Here is a 15,222-nt window from a genome sequence, read left to right as displayed (position 1 = left end):
AATCTGGTGGTAAATTAATCGATTGCGCCAAAATAATCACGCGATCGCAGGTAATAGTACACCGATAACGATCGCCAGTCCCAGCCAAATTCGCAAAAAATTCCGTTCGGCATCACCGTACTGAATAACCTGCCGCAGTGGTAAGATTCCATTCGCTGTCAGCCAACCGACGATCGATGTCAAGATGGTCGCAAATAGCACGAAAGAGAGAATAGTTTTCCAGGTCATGTCAGCAGTATCGGTCTGTTCGATTAGCTTACAACTCGCCCAACAGGATGATCCTCTACCAAAAGGATTAAACGTAGATGTCAGACAGCCACACGACTCTCCCATCGCGCTCTCGATATCCGCCAAGTCACCTCACTCCACCCTCTGGCTGACATCCACGCCGAGCCTGGATCGATCGCCACCACCTCTGCCCCGAACCACGCTGCCAACCTTTCGACGCGCACGTTCGCGCTAATAGTCGAGCCAGAGATCGCAGCTAGATTGAGTTCCCTAAACCCATAATCGAGCAGCGAACGTCCGACTTCAATTGCATAACCATAACGTCCCCAATAGTTCGGTGCGAGTTCGATTCCTAGTTCCATCTCTCCAGATTTACCTGATAATTCCCGCAAGCCGCAGCAGCCCAGTAGTGTCTGAGGTGCTTGCTGTGGGACGATTGCCAGTTGATAATTGCGACGGGGATTTTCGCTAGCCCAAGCCTGAAATAGCTCGAATAAATATGCCGATCGATCTGGGCTAGACTCGGCTGGAGTATAAAAGGTTAGGTTGCGCGGATCGGCTTGGTACTCCAAAAATGGAACGCGATCTGAGTCGATAAAGTCCCGCAATAAAAATCTCTTGGTGACAATTTCCATAGTCAAAGTTACAGATCGATCGCTACCAGTAGACTATCAGCTCGATGTCCGCGCACGTGCATCGGTTTAAAAGTGTACAGTTCAGTTTTCAGGAATAAGGTTAAAACCAACATCTGGTCTAGAGAGTGGCACTAAACCTTCGGTTGACATTTCTTCACTAAAGCCGAAATATTGCTTGACAAAATTAGCGGATGCCTTGACATCCTCAACATTGAGTGAAAGTGCAGAAACGGTGATTTTCATCGGGTTTTTACATGAAAGATAAACTGCATTCGATCGATAATTATGACTCAACACAATTAACTAGATTCATATCTAGTAATGTTAAAGTCTTCTTCATCGGTTGGTGGTTGAAAATATCCAGTGATATAGTCAAATTCTGCCTCAGACATAATCATTGAACCTTCCGGCTGTTCAGCGTTTCGTTTACGCAATTGCGCTTTGCATAGTGAGTCAGGCGCAACAATGTAATGAAGCATATGATTGACCTTGCTTGCTTCAAATATTGAGCGAAACCACTGTCGCCGAGAAGAAACATTGCCTGGAAAATCTCGAATAACAGATATACCCTGTCCAAGGATATCTTGTACATGCTGTGAAACTATAGGCTTTAAGCGTGACGAATATCTCAAATAATCATCAAAATTACTAATCTCTTTTGGGTATAACTTCGACAACCAGATATCTTCGCTGATAAGAATAGCATTACGATCTGAGGCCAGTTTTTTTGACAACGTTGTCTTACCTGATGCCATTTTCTCGCAAAAAAAGTGCAGAATGGGATATTTTTTCGTGACCTATCACTTGTCAAATTTACTTAATTAGCCAAGCACGCAATATACTCGCCCGCAGGTTTTTATGCAATGTGATTACCACGATTGACTGCAATGTCAAAGTGCAACACGTCTTCGCGAATTCCCAGCTTGGTATAAAGTTCGATGGCTGGATCGTCATCGAGATCTGCCTGGACGAAAATAACATAAGCTCCACGTTCTGCTGCTACTTCCTTCAGCTTCTGAATTAATGCCGTTGCAATGCCCTCCCGTCGGTGTGCTGCGGCAACTGCCAAATCGTAGATGTAAATCTCACTGCGCTCCTGCTCGAACTTTTTCAGCTCGTAGGCTGTGAGTCCACCAACGACCTCACCTGCTTTCAATGCCGCGATCGCAATAAAGTAGTCGCTTTTGAGCAGTTGACGCAGGTAGTCCTCGCTAGGACGACGACCGCTATAGGTTTCCACCTCATCGAACGCCTCACCAAAGGTTGTCAAAAGAGCCGACATTAATGCAATGTCCGCTGGCATAAGCTGTTGAATGGTTGAGTTCATTGGTATCTCCTAATTCGATTCGCTCGTGCAAAGCGACTGCCTAGCCATTTGTTTGTACTCATCCAAACCCGACTTGAGCGCAAATTCCGCAATGTCAATCGCAAAAGCAGCATTCAGTTCGATTACATGTTCTGCCATCCTCGGCCAAGTACGCCCACCAGCCTCCGCGTATGCCGAAATCAGCTTATCGAGAGCTGCTCGACCAAACATGCGGTAATGGGCGATAAAATCCCTCGCTGGGTCGGTGACAGATGCTTCCGTCCAGTCGATAAATCCGGTCACTTGAGCCTGGGCATCAATCAGAATATGCCCAGCATGTAAATCACCGTGGGTTAATACTGTTTCTTTCATCCAAATTTCATCACTTTGAAGCCAGTGTTGCCATCGCTCCCATAACGCCCGACCAACGCCAAACTCGCCCCTGACTGCATCCATTCTCTGCCTCATCTGGGCACGTACTTCTTCGGCAGTCTTAACCGGAAGACCCGCTGCGCGTACTTTCTCAACACTAATCTGATGCAGAGAAGCCATTCCCTTAGCTAGTGATGTATGGAATCGATCGGGCACATTCGCCACATCAATTTCCCATACATAGGCTTTTGCTACTGAATCGATCGTGCCTGCTGGCACACCATTTAATGCTCGATAAGCAATCAGTTCATCTGTGCAAATAGTCCATCGTGGCACTTCCACACTCAGCAGCGGCGCGATCGTTTCCAGCGTTCGTTTTTCCTTGTCTACCGATAGCAGAACATCCTCCCGCCGAGGAATACGTAAAATCCAGCGTTCTCCCTTAGTGTCCGTTGCCAACACGACTTGAAAGTCAAGACCAGATTCATTAAACTCAAGTGAATTTTCTTGGATGGTCAAACCGTTCTGATTAGCTAACTCCAGTACTTCTTGTTGTGATTTTATATTTTTGGTCATCTTCTTTACCATCTGCCAAGAATATTTATCTTAGCCACATTTTGATTTTAATCGATCGCTTGTATCCAGTGTCTCTATAAAGTGCTCGTACCCCCATCAATAATCATCTCGCTACCCAGCATGAAAGATGATTCGTCAGAGATAAGGAACACCACTGCCTTGGCTATTTCGATCGGATCGCCAAACCGTTTTAATGGGATCTGAGCGCGAAGCATCTCGGCAACCTGAAGGATCGCCTCTGCTGGCAAACCGGACTTGCCGAGTATTGGTGTAGCTATCGGCCCTGGACTGACTGCGTTAACCCGAATCCCGCGCTCGATTAGTTCGCCAGACAAAGTTTTTGCGAGTGAAATCATTGCCGCCTTACTCGCACTATAGACGCTAGAGTTGGGCATCCCAATATGAGCATTAATTGAAGTATTTAGAACGATCGATGTGGGATTTGCCAAAATTGGTAATAAGCTTTGAATCAGAAAATAGGGGCCTTTGAAGTTAACTGCAATTTGGCGATCGAATGCTGCTTCATCCCACTGCTCGATCGGTTGAAAAATAGCAATTCCAGCATTAATAGATACACCATCAATCTGACCAAAAACTCGTTCGATTTTTGCTACTAATCGCTGTTGTTCGTCAACTCGACCTGCATCGCTCTCGATAACAATTACCTCTTTACCCAGTTCTTGCTGGGCTTGAGCTAATGTATCTGGATTCTGTCCAGTAATAACCACCCGCGCACCTTCTAACAAAAATTGCTTGGCTGTTTCCAATCCAATTCCTGTCGTACCACCCGTAATTAGTAGCCGCTTTCCTTGTAAACGATTCATCTCAAAGCTCCTTGTCAGTGTGCTGAGTTTTAACTCATAATTGCGCTCTATACTAGATAATTGCTAAGGTTGTTAACAGCACTTGGCAAGTTACGATCGAAGAAAAAGAAACCGAGGGAAAATAGAGTAATCCTCAAGTGGCAAACACCAGGAGCAGTGCGATGATTCCATTGGTCGGAGTACCCCAAACTATCGCTAAACAACTGAGTGCGTACCGAGAGGTATTCTTCCGCGCCGAGGGATTCGAGCATATCAGTCGATATGTGAGTGGATTGATATTAAGTGAAAATAAGACACTACAAGGAATTTACGCCCAACAGGTTTACCCCCAAACAGAAGGTGCAACCAGAAGAGCGATGCACTCCGCTGTCTTTGAGGCGGGATGGAGTAGTGAAAAATTAATGACACAGCATCGACAAATAGTAGGGCAAAAGCACCGAGGAGTAGGGAGAGAAATAATCAGCTTAGATTGGACATTATCCCATCATGAATACGGATTAGAAATCTATGGAGTCAAGCGCAGTTATGATTATGTCAATCGGTGTTCACGAACGGGAGGATTTAAGTGATGAACCAAGGTTTTTATTAACTGATGCTTTGCATTGGGAGAGCGGGAGAGTTATTCAGACTTGGAGTTATCGTTGGACGATCGAGATCTTTCATGAGTAGGCCCGCGCAGGTGACGGGCTTTGAGTCGGCTCAGGTGCGTAACGAGGAAGCGGTTAAACGCCACTTCTGTCTTAGTTGCATATCGCAGCGGCGCGCGCTCGGCGGGTCTCCCGCCGTAAAAAGCGCGACAAGACAGTCGTTACTTCAATCTTTACCCTGTCAAGGTCAAAAATCTGAACGATTTATGTTTGCTCATAATCAGCAAACGATCGGACAGCAACTTTATAGTTTGACTCGTGAAGCCTACCTCCAAATGCTGCATCTGGTAAAAGGTCTATTTTGCCAAAACCGTAGCTGCGAGCAAGTTTTGGAGGTGCTGATGCCTGCTTAATTCTGCAATCATATTTTTCTTCGATCGTAACTTGCCAAGTGCTGTGTTAATGCAATTAGACAAACGAACTGACTCACTAAAAATATTACTCTAGACATTGGATTCAATCCCGCAATATGGATCGCTGAGTGGATTAACCGAAACAAAATGTATGCAATAACTAGAGCATCAATCGCCGTTCCAGAAATCCCTCGCACCGTCAACAAGAACACTACCCCTAAATACAACGGCAAATTTTCAACCAAGTTAGATTGAACTCGATATAGTCGCCAGAATAAATTTTTTTCATTTTGAGGGGTGCCGAAATCTTGCGCCGCACCACCCGCTGCTAAGTGTCGAATTCTAACTGTTAGCAGGAGACAGACGATGGCGATCGTCCAGCCGATAAAAACCACTAATCCCCAAAGCGGAATCGTCATTGCTTGAATATATGGCATCTTTAGTAAAGCGAAACAACTATCGATAGTTTAAAAAAATCGCAAGTCAGTACGCTAGAAAAAAGTTGCTTAGTTTTGGGATATTCTTACGCTTAGAGTTGTCGCCATTGACTAGGTGTCTTGCCCAGGATGCTTTTAAAACATCGAGTGAGATGACTGGAATCGCAAAAGCCCACCCTGAATGCAATCTCGGAAATATCTAGAGTGGTGGATTGCAATAGGTATTTTGCTCGATCGATCCGCTGCTGTAAAATGTATTGATGTGGTGTGATTCCCACATTTTTCTTAAATAAACGTAAGAAATGATACGGGCTAATTTGGGCGATTGCACTCAACTCAGTTAGTTTCAAATCTAGATCTAGATGTGTATTAATATAATCCTTTACCAACACTAATTTGGCAGCAGATAGCCCATCAGCATAGCTCGAAAGCCTTGGTAATGTCGTACAATAGTTGCGAAGTAAATGAATTGCTAACGTCGTTCTGAGGCTATCTATGAGTAAATGGCTGCCGATTCCACCCGTTGCTGCTTCCGCACTCAAAGTAACAAACATGCTTTGAATTAGATCGTCTCGTTCGCTCATAAACTGAGGTCTTAGCTCGATTTTATCGGTATTTATCCAGTCTTGACCGATATGTTGAAGTAGTGTGGGTTCGATGGCTAAAATGCCAAACTGCACAGTGGTATTCCAATTGCAGCGATGGGCGATTCCGGCGGGAATAATGGCAATATCGCCCAATTGTCGCCGCTCTGTTTCCCGCTTGCCAGCCAACCAGCGATCGCCGATGGAAAATTCACTAGCAGATAGTGAAGTTGGCAACCCACAAGCGATAACGTGCATCGTATGTTGATGTTCGGCAACCTCAAACTGGGGTTGATGATGGAGTTCGACATGGAGACTATCCCAGCCGGAGCTAGCTAGAACAGCCGGATTTGGCACGAATGGATCTGAAGCATTTGCTTGACGGTAATCGAGCGTTTTTGCGGATGTTGTTGGTAATCTCATGCGCGTGTCCTTTACTTATCGAGCATCGGAATGAACGATGGTATGCGACTCATCTTCATCTAGTGATTCAAAACTTGCTTTAAATAGTTCAATTGCATTTTCATCAATTAGCAAGGCACCTGTGGGTAATTGGGCACTACGTTTGAGTACTCGTTTGTGCATAATTTCTTCAGAGCATGAGATCGAATAGAGTTTGACATTAGCACCTGCTACTTGAGCTTTTGAACGTGCTTCATCGCGAGCGGAGCGACTCCAAAAGCCAAAATCTAAGATAACATCTCGATCCGATTGTAAGACTTGCATTGTCAATTGCCAGATTAAATCCGTCACGCGATTGTAATATTCTAAAAAGTTTTCCTCTGGCGGGTTGTGCCCATAAAGTTGGACGATCCATTCATCAGGGGTAAATCGTAGCGCGGAAAGTTCGCGTTCGAGTTTTCGAGCAAAAGTTGTTTTACCTGCTCCTGTAAAACCATGTAAGAGGTGAAGAGTTGCCGTCATGAAATCGCCAATCTAAGTATCTGTGTCTTCGCTCATTCATTTGAGCTGTTTAATAAAAAACACGGTGCGTTCCGCTTCTCGGAATCCAGTCTTGGAATGAAACTCATGACTTGCCGTGTTGTCAACTAACGCATCCGAGGCAAGTTCGATACACCCCTGCGCCAATGCCCATTGCTCGGCATAATTAACCAGTGCCTTGCCTACACCTTGGTGGCGATATTCATCTTTGACGTAGATGCCTTCAATATAACCTACGGGACTCCGTGTTGCCTCTGGAACGTATTCATATCGCAGCGAAAGATTCATAAATGCGATTGCTTTGCCAAGCTCGTCGCGAACGAGAAATGCTACCTCACGATCGGAATCTAAAATTTCAGTTAGAATGACTTGCATTTCGATCGATGAATAATCCGGCCAAAGTTTTACTGCCAGATCTAGCCACTCATTAAAATCATCCTGCCCGATATTAACAATTTTCATGGCGATATTTTGCTATTTTGCTAGTAATTTTGTCCCACTAATGTAATGAATTTGCGAGAGTGGGATTAAATCGGGATGTGACAAACAGCCTCAATGTTATGTCCATCTGGATCTAAAACAAAGGCAGCATAATAATTGGAGTGATATTGAGGACGTAAACCTGGCGCACCATTATCTCGACCGCCGATTGCTAAAGCTGCTGTATGGAATGCTTGAACCATTTCGCGGGTTTGAGCACGAAAAGCAATATGAATTCTCGGTGTGTTAACTTCTCCCCGGATCATCCAGAAATCTAGTTCTCCCTCGATCCCAAAACCTGCAATAGCATCGCCAAATTCTTTGCTTAATTGATAACCCAACGGAGCTAAAGCCTTGGTATAAAACTCTTTACTATTCTCAAAATTGCTAACATTTATGCCTGTATGGTCAATCATGATTTTTGTTAGTAATAACCGATCTCAATCCATTATAACCACGCCGATATCACTGCAAATATTGCATTCATCTAGCATCCTTCAACTCCTGACTACTAAATACTTTTGGGGTAACTATAGGAACACCAGTTACTGGATCGAAGAAGGGGTTTTGCTTGTAGCTGCCATCAAATCTCGATCGAAAAACCATACTCATCACTCGCAAGGTGCCTGCCAAGAACCCCGTCGATTTTGGCTTGTGTTCCCCAATCGCAGATTGAGTACTGACGTGCATTCGTACAGATCCAAATGTTTCATCTAACGAGGCTTGCTCTGCACTCAAGCAATTGTGGATTAAACCAATGAAGGGCAGTTTGAAATTGGGAGAAGTGTTCCCGATGGGAGTATTGCAACAAGCGGCATACCACCGCAGCAGACCATTTTCAGTGAGACGGATGCAGGCTAGATTTTCAGTGCCTTCGAGAAAAGTTACATGTTTAGGAATAGTCTGAATGATGCTAGTCCCACCAACTCGTTCGCGAAGCGTGAGCAAAGCTCAATCGAGGATGTCATCCTCTCGCTTTAGAAAACGGGCAAAGGCTTGGCAATCGTTACAGTAGCATACACACCGATTGATGTCTTTAGTGCGATCTAGTGTGCCTGTTAATTTGCCACAATTACAACGGAGTGGGTGAGTGATTTTTAACATGTTCATGTTACTAAGAAACGAGGACAGCACTGCGAGGTAACATCACCGCAGCAGCAAAAGCACTCCCTGTGGCTCGCTGACAATCTTGACAATGGCATAGCCCCATTGCGATCGGTTCTGCCGAACATTCATAGCGGATTGCGCCACACATACAACCCCCAGTAAATGGTGTTTTCATCCAACTATCTCCTTCAATTTATGGGTATATCAGTTGTAGTTTAGTGGTGGTAGATAATCTTGGCATCACGCAGCAGAAATCTTCTGGTTATAATCTCCACATCAGATCGCATGACTCTCTCCTATGAATCATTTGCAGGAGCAAACATCGCAAAGACTTCTGCTCCAGTCATATTTTGCGTTTGATTAGCAAAACAATAATATTCAGGTTTTTCGTCTATAAAAATTTGATGGTCAAAAACAAATTGCTCGACACCATCAAAAATACCCACAGGCATAAAATATCGATCCTGTGCCTTCAATCGATAAAACAAATGGCTGCCGCACTGCTTACAAAATCCCCGTTCAGCCCATTCCGATGAATCGAACACAGCCACATTTTCTCGCAGAAGTGTTGAATGTTAGATCTCACTTCTCCTAAAAATAGGTACAGCATTCCTATAAAAGCCTGTTTTTATTGTTCAAACACCATCTTTCTGAACCAATGTACATAGCTAATATTTTCACACATAAAAGCTTGTAAATATCTTAATTTATCCAATATTTTCTCTCCGAATTCTTTGGGAGTTTCCACTAATTGTAAAACAATATATGCAATTAAGCAGCAATAGATTTGGATCTCAATTCCATTCGTATTTTTTGTGATTAATCGATCTAGCTTCAAATGCATTTTCAAGAATTTCCATAGCAACTCAATCTGCCAACGATTTCGGTAAAATTCCCCGATTTCTTTATTGCTTACTGCAAACTCTCCTGTCTCTGGTAAGTTTGTTGCCAATCTGAATTCAGTTCGCTCTTCTAAATCACAATAGTTCACAATTCGGCATTCTACTTTCTTTGTTCCTGTCCCAACTAAAAACTTACCATTCTCTAGCATCTCTAAACTCATGTCATTTTTTATTCTTATGACAAAATATCTCTCTCGATCCTGAATCAGATTCTTAATTCTCTCTAGCTTGCAAAATCCTCTATCCATTACACTGACCCCATTCTTTGGGGTTGCCGCTATAGTTTCTTCTCCATATTTACTATCATGCCCTTGCCCAAAGTGGATTAATATTCCATCTGGTTCTGCTGTCAATAAATTAATCCCACTGAATAATTTTACTTGATGATATCCTTCTTTCCATAAGAGCTTACTAGTCAAAGATATAATTGTCGAATCTATTGGAAATAATACCAATGCTTTTGAGTCGATATTATTCTTTTTTCTCAATTCATTCCTTGATTTTAAAAATAAATCATGAAATATAATTGGATCTCTATTTTTGCTAGCCTTGGAGAAAGTGGATATATCCATTTCTATTCCTCGAATATTTAATCTTTTAAACAAATCTCTCATGCTAGATTGGCTTTGATCCATCACGAAACTCATCCAGCATGATCCAAATGTAAATGTATCCAATACTGGATAATCATCTGTTGGAAAATCTTTAAGAAATCGTTTGACGATCGCTGGAAAATTTGATACCATACTAACTAGTTTTATTGTTTTAATCGCCTCCTATTGTATCTAATTAGGAGGCGATTTCATAGATTTCATCTGTCATTCAACACTTCTGATTTTCTCGCTCTTGAAATGATACATCGCTGCCACAGTCAACCATCATTAAAGAACCCCCTGCCCATTTTTGGCACATACGGCAATGACAGGCACCAGCCTTATTACTCATTGCTTTTGCGGAAATACGAACAGATCCACAAAGGCAACTTCCCTGACCTGCGATTAGATTAGACATATTTTTCTCCTTGGTTAACAACTAAAAATTTTGTGTCTTTAATGTTCGGTGAAATTCTCTAATAGAGAGGCTTTGCCAGCATGAATAATACTGCGGCTATCAGTGCCGCTACTGTCCGAACATGATTCCAGAAAGTCCAATCTGTTAAGTATTTAGCCCAAAGGTTTGCGCTCTCGGTGCTGCTGGGATCGGCGATTGCCAGTGCATTATTTAGTGGTACATTGAAGGAGATCGTTACTCCCACTGTGCCAATTAGATAGAGTAAACTACCGATGAACACATAAACAGCATCAGGTTGAGACAGTTTTGCTAGCGTCGAGACAGCTAGCAACAGACAAGTCGCCGCCGTTCCAAACAAGGCTGTCATAAATAACGGATTGATGGCTATGATATTGATGGATTGCATGGCAGCAATCCCTTGTGCTGGCGGGAGTCGCGACAGGGCATTCATGACAAAGGTGGAGAACGCAAAGAAAACTCCGGCGATTAAGGCACAACCGATTACTGTAATCAACTTCAAGGCGATCGGGTAGGTATTTATCATAAATCCTCGCAATTATTAGACGGCTAAAATTCACAATACATAACTACCCGTTCCGATATTGGTAATCCCGCTGTCAACTCTTTGATTCTAATCTGTTGAAAACCAGTTGTCAGTAAAGTTTCATCAACAGGGTGAAACCCTATTTTTGCGTAGGAAGGAGCATTCCAGGGAATATCTCGAAAGGTGGATAACGATACAATGCGATATCCCTGCTGTTGTGCCCAAGTACAAACCGTCTTTACCAATGCCGAACCAATTCCTCTGCGTCCATGTTCGGGTTCAACATCGATTTGTTGAAGATAAAGCGTATCATCCACCTCACGGGCGATATCGTTGTTAGTATTTTGAAAGAAGAAAGACAAGCAGCATAATGTTGATAAACCAAGATTTTTCATCAATTTCTTTCCCATGCCTTGAAACAAAGCGGCTCTGGCTTCGGCAGGCAACTCAGGAAGATACTGAGGCTGTGTTTGCCATGTTCTCCGATCCCAAGGTAACTCAGTTTCACGATCTCGATACATTCACTCATCTTGATGAAGCAATTGGAGTAATTGAGCGATGGATAAGCGGTTTTGAAAGTGGACATAGGATACGTTGGGGAATCGCTCGTAAACAAGATAACTGCCTAATTGGCTCCTGTGGATTCAGATGGGATACAGAAGCAAATGCTGCTGTTATTGGCTATGAGCTTGCCAGCCAGTTTTGGAGACAAGGCATTATGAGTGAGGCTTTACATGCCATTTTGCAGTATGAGTTTGAACGCACAGGAGCGCAATTTGCGATCGCAGAAATCATGTTAGAGAACATAGCTTCTAGAAGATTGCTGGAAAAGCTGGGTTTCAGGAGTCAGAGGGTACTGAAAAAGCATGGTTTTTGGAAGGGGGAGCGTCACGATCTGGAGCAATTCATGTTAACAAGAGCCAAGTTTACAGCCGGATAACAATTCGCTCAGAGCGGACTACCGCAAGATTTTGGGATGGATGCCGAGGATACTTACAGACAACCCGATCGAACCTTTTTGCCGCTGAGGTTGTCTGTTTCGTTCGATCGAGAAAAATATAAGAGATTAATGAAAAATAGTATTTCTGAAATGACATTGCATGATGTAAGTGAAATCGTGCAGCTTTTCGAGCGGCACGGAATTGAGTTTTATGTTGATGGCGGATGGGGTGTCGATGCGTTGCTTGGAAAACAAACACGTCCTCATGCCGATTTGGACATTGCGATCGAGCACAAAGACTCACTACAAGTCCGTGCTTTGCTAAAAGCGCGAGGTTACAGTGACATGCATCGCGCCGATAGTAGTGATTTCAACTTTGTTTTAGGCGATTGTGAAGGTCATCAGATCGATCTTCACACTTATACTTTTGATGCCGCAGGTAATTGTATTTATGGTATTCCCTACCCATTGGAATCATTGTCTGGAAATGGTTCAATCAATGGGTATCCTGTGAACTGCATTTCACCAGAATGGGTCGTGAAGTTTCATACCGCATATCAATTTGATGAGGACGATTATCGTGATGTCAAGGCAATCTGCCAGCACTTCAAAATCGCGATGCCTTTGGAATATGAAGATTTTGAACGCGATTTCCTTCAACAAGGGCGATCTTAGAGGTACTAGATAGGGCTTGCTGAATTAGTCCCAGGTGCTGCTCTAAAGCCCGAAATCTTTATCACAGGGTAGTTCTGTTGCCAGGATTTTTGCTCGATCGTCAGATGCAAGCGATCGAGTGCAAGGTTTTTGAGCCTTACGAGGTCAAAACCTTGCACTTAATTTCTGGAAAAAGGCTCAAAAACCTTGCAGTAAAAGACTTTCTGAGATCTTCAGCAAGCCCTAAATATCCTAGAAATGTCAGATCGGCACGAGCCGACCCGACATTTCCTATTTTGCGTAACGCCCTTCGCTATCCAGACTAGCCTTGAGGCGGCTGACCCACACGACCGCGATTGGGCACATCGAATCGATCGAGCATCATCACCTTGTCCCATGCCGCCACGAAATCGCGCACCAGTCGTTGATGGCCATCGTTAGCAGCATAAACCTCACCGACAGCTCGGAGCTGCGGATCGGAGCCAAACACCAAATCGGCGCGGGTTGCCGTCCACTTCGGCTGACCCGTCTGACGATCGCGACCCTCAAACGCCGTCTTTTCGTTATTGGTGGCAGTCCAGACCGTTGCCATATCGAAGAGGTTGACGAAGAAATCGTTGCTCAACACGCCAGGTCGCTCGGTGAACGCGCCGTGCTTGGAACCGTCCCAGTTAATCCCGATCGCCCGCAAGCCGCCGATTAGTGCCGTCAGTTGTGGGGCGGTCAGCGTTAGCAGGTTCGCCCGATCGATCAAGAACACCTCACAGGCTACTTTGAACTGTCGCTGCTGAAAATTGCGGAAACCATCGACGACCGGATGGAGCCACTCGAAACTCTCGATGTCGGTGTCCTCCGGCTTGGCATCCATCCGACCCGGCGTGAAGGGCACATCGACTTCGACACCAGCATCGCGAGCGGCTCGATCGACACCCGCGCAGCCGCCCAGCACGATGAGATCGGCCAGGGAGACTTGCTTGTTGCCAGTTTGGGCATCATTAAACATTTTTTGCACACCTTCGAGTGCCGATAGCACCTTGGCGAGCTGTTGGGGCTGATTTACTTCCCAATCCTTTTGGGGAGCCAGCCGGATGCGCGCTCCGTTTGCGCCGCCCCGTTTGTCAGAGCTGCGGAAAGTCGAGGCTGATGCCCACGCCGTACCGACGAGTTCTGAGACGCTTAAGCCCATAGCCAGGATCTTAGCTTTGAGATCGGCAATATCGGTCGAATCGATCGGGTCATGGTCGAGCTTCGGAATCGGATCTTGCCAGATTAAACTCTCTGCTGGTACTTCGGCTCCCAGGTAGCGGACTTTTGGCCCCATATCGCGGTGGGTGAGCTTATACCAGGCGCGGGAGAACGCGTCCTCAAACTCGCTCATATTATCGAGGTAGCGGCGACAGATTTTGGCATACGCCGGATCGTCGCGCAAGGCGATGTCCGAGGTCATCATCATCAGTGGGTTGCGTTTGCCCTCTATATGCGCGTCGGGCGTGGTGGCTTCAAGAGTCGCTACCGTCGGTCGCCACTGTTTGGCACCAGCAGGGCTTTCGGTCAGTTCCCACTCGAAGTTAAACAGGTTATGCAGATACTCGGCATCCCATTTAGTCGGCTCCGATGTCCAGGAACCCTCGATGCCGTTGGTCATGGTGAACTCGGCGTTCCCAGTGCCTGCTGAATTCATCCAGCCAAAACCCTGCGTTTCGATCGATGCGCCTGCTGGAGCTGGGCCGATATGTTCCTTAGCCACGGCACCGTGGCTCTTGCCGAAGGCGTGACCGCCAGCGATCAGGGCAACGGTTTCCTCGTCATTCATCGCCATCCGCGCGAAAGTCTCGCGGATTTCACGAGCGGAAGAGAGCGGATCGGAGTTGCCACCTGGCCCCTCTGGATTGACGTAGATCAGCGACATTTCCGAGGCTGCTACTGGATTTTCGAGGTCGTAATACTCGCCCTTAGGATCGCCGTGCCACCGCGACCGACCCTGCATTTCGGTTTCGGCACCCCAGTAGGTCGCGCTATCGGCTTGCCACCCGTCCAACCGCCCGCCACCGAAGCCGAAGGTCTTGAAACCCATCGCTTCGAGGGCGCAATTGCCAGTCAGCACCATCAGGTCTGCCCAGCTCAGGGCACTACCGTATTTTTGTTTGATCGGCCACAGCAGGCGACGCGACTTATCGGTATTACCATTATCTACCCATGAATCGATCGGTAGGAACCGCTGGAGCGCACTACCCGCACCACCGCGACCATCGGCAATCCGATAGGTGCCCGCCGCGTGCCACGCCATTCGGATCATCTGCGGGCCGTAATGACCGTAATCGGCAGGCCACCAATCCTGAGATGTCTTGAGCATCTCGAAAATATCGTTCTTCAGCTCGTTAAGATCGATCGTCTCGAACGCCTTGGCGTAATCAAAATCGGCTCCCAGCGGATTGGCCAGATCGGTTTGTTGGTGAAGCAGCTCCACGCGCAGGCGATCCGGCCACCAATCTTCAAGCGTTGGCCCCAAGCCCTGAGCACCTTCAATTCGGGTGCCACGGAACGGGCACCCACCTGTTACAGTTGCATTATCTGTCATGACTTGCTTCCTAAATCCGATAATTACGGCTAAAGTTCAGAAAATTTCAGCCAACATTTATAACGTCTATACTTTATTTATAACGAACAATTTGAGCGGGGT

21 protein-coding genes and 3 pseudogenes are annotated in these 15,222 nt (G+C 45.6%); 4 read left to right on the top strand and 20 right to left on the bottom strand.

Going from position 1 to position 15,222, the window contains the following annotated elements; genetic code table 11:
- Positions 1-36 precede the first annotated feature (36 nt).
- The 7 genes from CHA6605_RS31425 to CHA6605_RS07585 form a co-directional block, all read right to left on the bottom strand.
- Entirely contained in the window at positions 37-228 is a 192-nt protein-coding gene (locus tag CHA6605_RS31425) for a hypothetical protein (protein ID WP_015158903.1), read from the bottom strand.
- A gap of 80 nt (positions 229-308) precedes the next feature.
- Positions 309-863: a GNAT family N-acetyltransferase gene (locus tag CHA6605_RS07610; RefSeq protein ID WP_015158902.1), complete on the bottom strand. Its 555-nt coding sequence runs from the start codon at positions 861-863 to the stop codon at positions 309-311.
- An 81-nt stretch (positions 864-944) separates the two neighbouring features.
- Entirely contained in the window at positions 945-1,106 is a 162-nt protein-coding gene (locus CHA6605_RS32670) for a hypothetical protein (RefSeq protein WP_015158901.1), read from the bottom strand.
- Positions 1,107-1,162: 56 nt separating this feature from the next.
- Positions 1,163-1,618, bottom strand: coding sequence for a P-loop nucleotide/nucleoside kinase family protein (locus CHA6605_RS07600; protein WP_015158900.1), 456 nt, complete (start codon positions 1,616-1,618; stop codon positions 1,163-1,165).
- Positions 1,619-1,719: 101 nt separating this feature from the next.
- Positions 1,720-2,190, bottom strand: coding sequence for an AAC(3)-I family aminoglycoside N-acetyltransferase (locus CHA6605_RS07595; RefSeq protein WP_015158899.1), 471 nt, complete (start codon positions 2,188-2,190; stop codon positions 1,720-1,722).
- 9 nt (positions 2,191-2,199) lie between these two features.
- On the bottom strand, positions 2,200-3,117 hold the full coding sequence (locus tag CHA6605_RS07590) for a macrolide 2'-phosphotransferase (RefSeq protein WP_041548915.1): 918 nt from the start codon (positions 3,115-3,117) through the stop codon (positions 2,200-2,202).
- Positions 3,118-3,191: 74 nt separating this feature from the next.
- A complete protein-coding gene (locus CHA6605_RS07585) occupies positions 3,192-3,941 on the bottom strand; it encodes an SDR family oxidoreductase (protein WP_015158897.1) in 750 nt (249 codons plus the stop codon).
- A 161-nt stretch (positions 3,942-4,102) separates the two neighbouring features.
- On the opposite strand from CHA6605_RS07585, the pseudogene CHA6605_RS37160 reads away from it, so the two are divergent.
- Positions 4,103-4,941: pseudogene (locus tag CHA6605_RS37160) on the top strand (hypothetical protein).
- Positions 4,942-4,949: 8 nt separating this feature from the next.
- Here CHA6605_RS37160 and CHA6605_RS07570 read toward each other — a convergent pair.
- From CHA6605_RS07570 to CHA6605_RS07520, 12 genes and pseudogenes are all read right to left on the bottom strand, one after another.
- Positions 4,950-5,378: an MAPEG family protein gene (locus CHA6605_RS07570; protein WP_015158894.1), complete on the bottom strand. Its 429-nt coding sequence runs from the start codon at positions 5,376-5,378 to the stop codon at positions 4,950-4,952.
- 92 nt (positions 5,379-5,470) lie between these two features.
- On the bottom strand, positions 5,471-6,385 hold the full coding sequence (locus tag CHA6605_RS07565; RefSeq protein ID WP_015158893.1) for an AraC family transcriptional regulator: 915 nt from the start codon (positions 6,383-6,385) through the stop codon (positions 5,471-5,473).
- A gap of 15 nt (positions 6,386-6,400) precedes the next feature.
- A complete protein-coding gene (locus tag CHA6605_RS07560) occupies positions 6,401-6,886 on the bottom strand; it encodes a P-loop nucleotide/nucleoside kinase family protein (RefSeq protein ID WP_015158892.1) in 486 nt (161 codons plus the stop codon).
- A gap of 36 nt (positions 6,887-6,922) precedes the next feature.
- Positions 6,923-7,366 carry an aminoglycoside 6'-N-acetyltransferase gene (gene aac(6'), locus CHA6605_RS07555; RefSeq protein WP_015158891.1) on the bottom strand — a complete coding sequence of 148 codons (444 nt, stop codon included), beginning with the start codon at positions 7,364-7,366 and terminating at the stop codon, positions 6,923-6,925.
- 65 nt (positions 7,367-7,431) lie between these two features.
- A complete protein-coding gene (locus CHA6605_RS07550) occupies positions 7,432-7,800 on the bottom strand; it encodes a VOC family protein (RefSeq protein ID WP_015158890.1) in 369 nt (122 codons plus the stop codon).
- Between the two features lie 67 nt (positions 7,801-7,867).
- Positions 7,868-8,488: pseudogene (locus CHA6605_RS07545) on the bottom strand (DUF6151 family protein).
- Between the two features lie 10 nt (positions 8,489-8,498).
- The gene (locus tag CHA6605_RS32660; protein ID WP_041548911.1) at positions 8,499-8,666 is read right to left on the bottom strand and encodes a GFA family protein; all 168 of its coding nucleotides are present in this window, start codon (positions 8,664-8,666) and stop codon (positions 8,499-8,501) included.
- Between the two features lie 121 nt (positions 8,667-8,787).
- Positions 8,788-9,048, bottom strand: a pseudogene (locus CHA6605_RS07535) (GFA family protein); the annotation flags it as partial.
- A 71-nt stretch (positions 9,049-9,119) separates the two neighbouring features.
- Positions 9,120-10,139 carry an IS4 family transposase gene (locus CHA6605_RS07530; protein WP_015158889.1) on the bottom strand — a complete coding sequence of 340 codons (1,020 nt, stop codon included), beginning with the start codon at positions 10,137-10,139 and terminating at the stop codon, positions 9,120-9,122.
- 76 nt (positions 10,140-10,215) lie between these two features.
- Positions 10,216-10,404, bottom strand: a complete 189-nt coding sequence (locus tag CHA6605_RS37465) for a GFA family protein (RefSeq protein WP_479688858.1) — start codon at positions 10,402-10,404, stop codon at positions 10,216-10,218.
- 58 nt (positions 10,405-10,462) lie between these two features.
- Positions 10,463-10,948 carry an anthrone oxygenase family protein gene (locus CHA6605_RS07525; protein WP_015158888.1) on the bottom strand — a complete coding sequence of 162 codons (486 nt, stop codon included), beginning with the start codon at positions 10,946-10,948 and terminating at the stop codon, positions 10,463-10,465.
- A gap of 23 nt (positions 10,949-10,971) precedes the next feature.
- Complete coding sequence (locus tag CHA6605_RS07520) at positions 10,972-11,310, bottom strand: GNAT family N-acetyltransferase (RefSeq protein ID WP_157259905.1); 339 nt, start codon at positions 11,308-11,310, stop codon at positions 10,972-10,974.
- Positions 11,311-11,318: 8 nt separating this feature from the next.
- Between CHA6605_RS07520 and CHA6605_RS07515 the strand changes: the two genes are divergently transcribed.
- The 3 genes from CHA6605_RS07515 (at position 11,319) to CHA6605_RS07505 (ending at position 12,868) form a co-directional block, all read left to right on the top strand.
- The gene (locus tag CHA6605_RS07515; protein WP_015158887.1) at positions 11,319-11,888 is read left to right on the top strand and encodes a GNAT family N-acetyltransferase; all 570 of its coding nucleotides are present in this window, start codon (positions 11,319-11,321) and stop codon (positions 11,886-11,888) included.
- Between the two features lie 36 nt (positions 11,889-11,924).
- Positions 11,925-12,563, top strand: a complete 639-nt coding sequence (locus tag CHA6605_RS07510; protein WP_015158886.1) for a nucleotidyltransferase domain-containing protein — start codon at positions 11,925-11,927, stop codon at positions 12,561-12,563.
- A gap of 77 nt (positions 12,564-12,640) precedes the next feature.
- On the top strand, positions 12,641-12,868 hold the full coding sequence (locus tag CHA6605_RS07505; protein WP_157259903.1) for a hypothetical protein: 228 nt from the start codon (positions 12,641-12,643) through the stop codon (positions 12,866-12,868).
- On the opposite strand, the gene katG is transcribed toward CHA6605_RS07505, so the two are convergent.
- The gene (gene katG, locus CHA6605_RS07500) at positions 12,865-15,120 is read right to left on the bottom strand and encodes a catalase/peroxidase HPI (RefSeq protein ID WP_015158885.1); all 2,256 of its coding nucleotides are present in this window, start codon (positions 15,118-15,120) and stop codon (positions 12,865-12,867) included. The two genes, CHA6605_RS07505 and katG, sit on opposite strands and share 4 nt — an antisense overlap.
- Positions 15,121-15,222: the final 102 nt, after the last annotated feature.

The sequence above is a fragment of the Chamaesiphon minutus PCC 6605 genome (assembly GCF_000317145.1).
Taxonomy (GTDB): domain Bacteria; phylum Cyanobacteriota; class Cyanobacteriia; order Cyanobacteriales; family Chamaesiphonaceae; genus Chamaesiphon; species Chamaesiphon minutus.
Note: the sequence above shows the minus strand (reverse complement) of the source record. Positions and strands in the feature narration are given on the sequence as shown.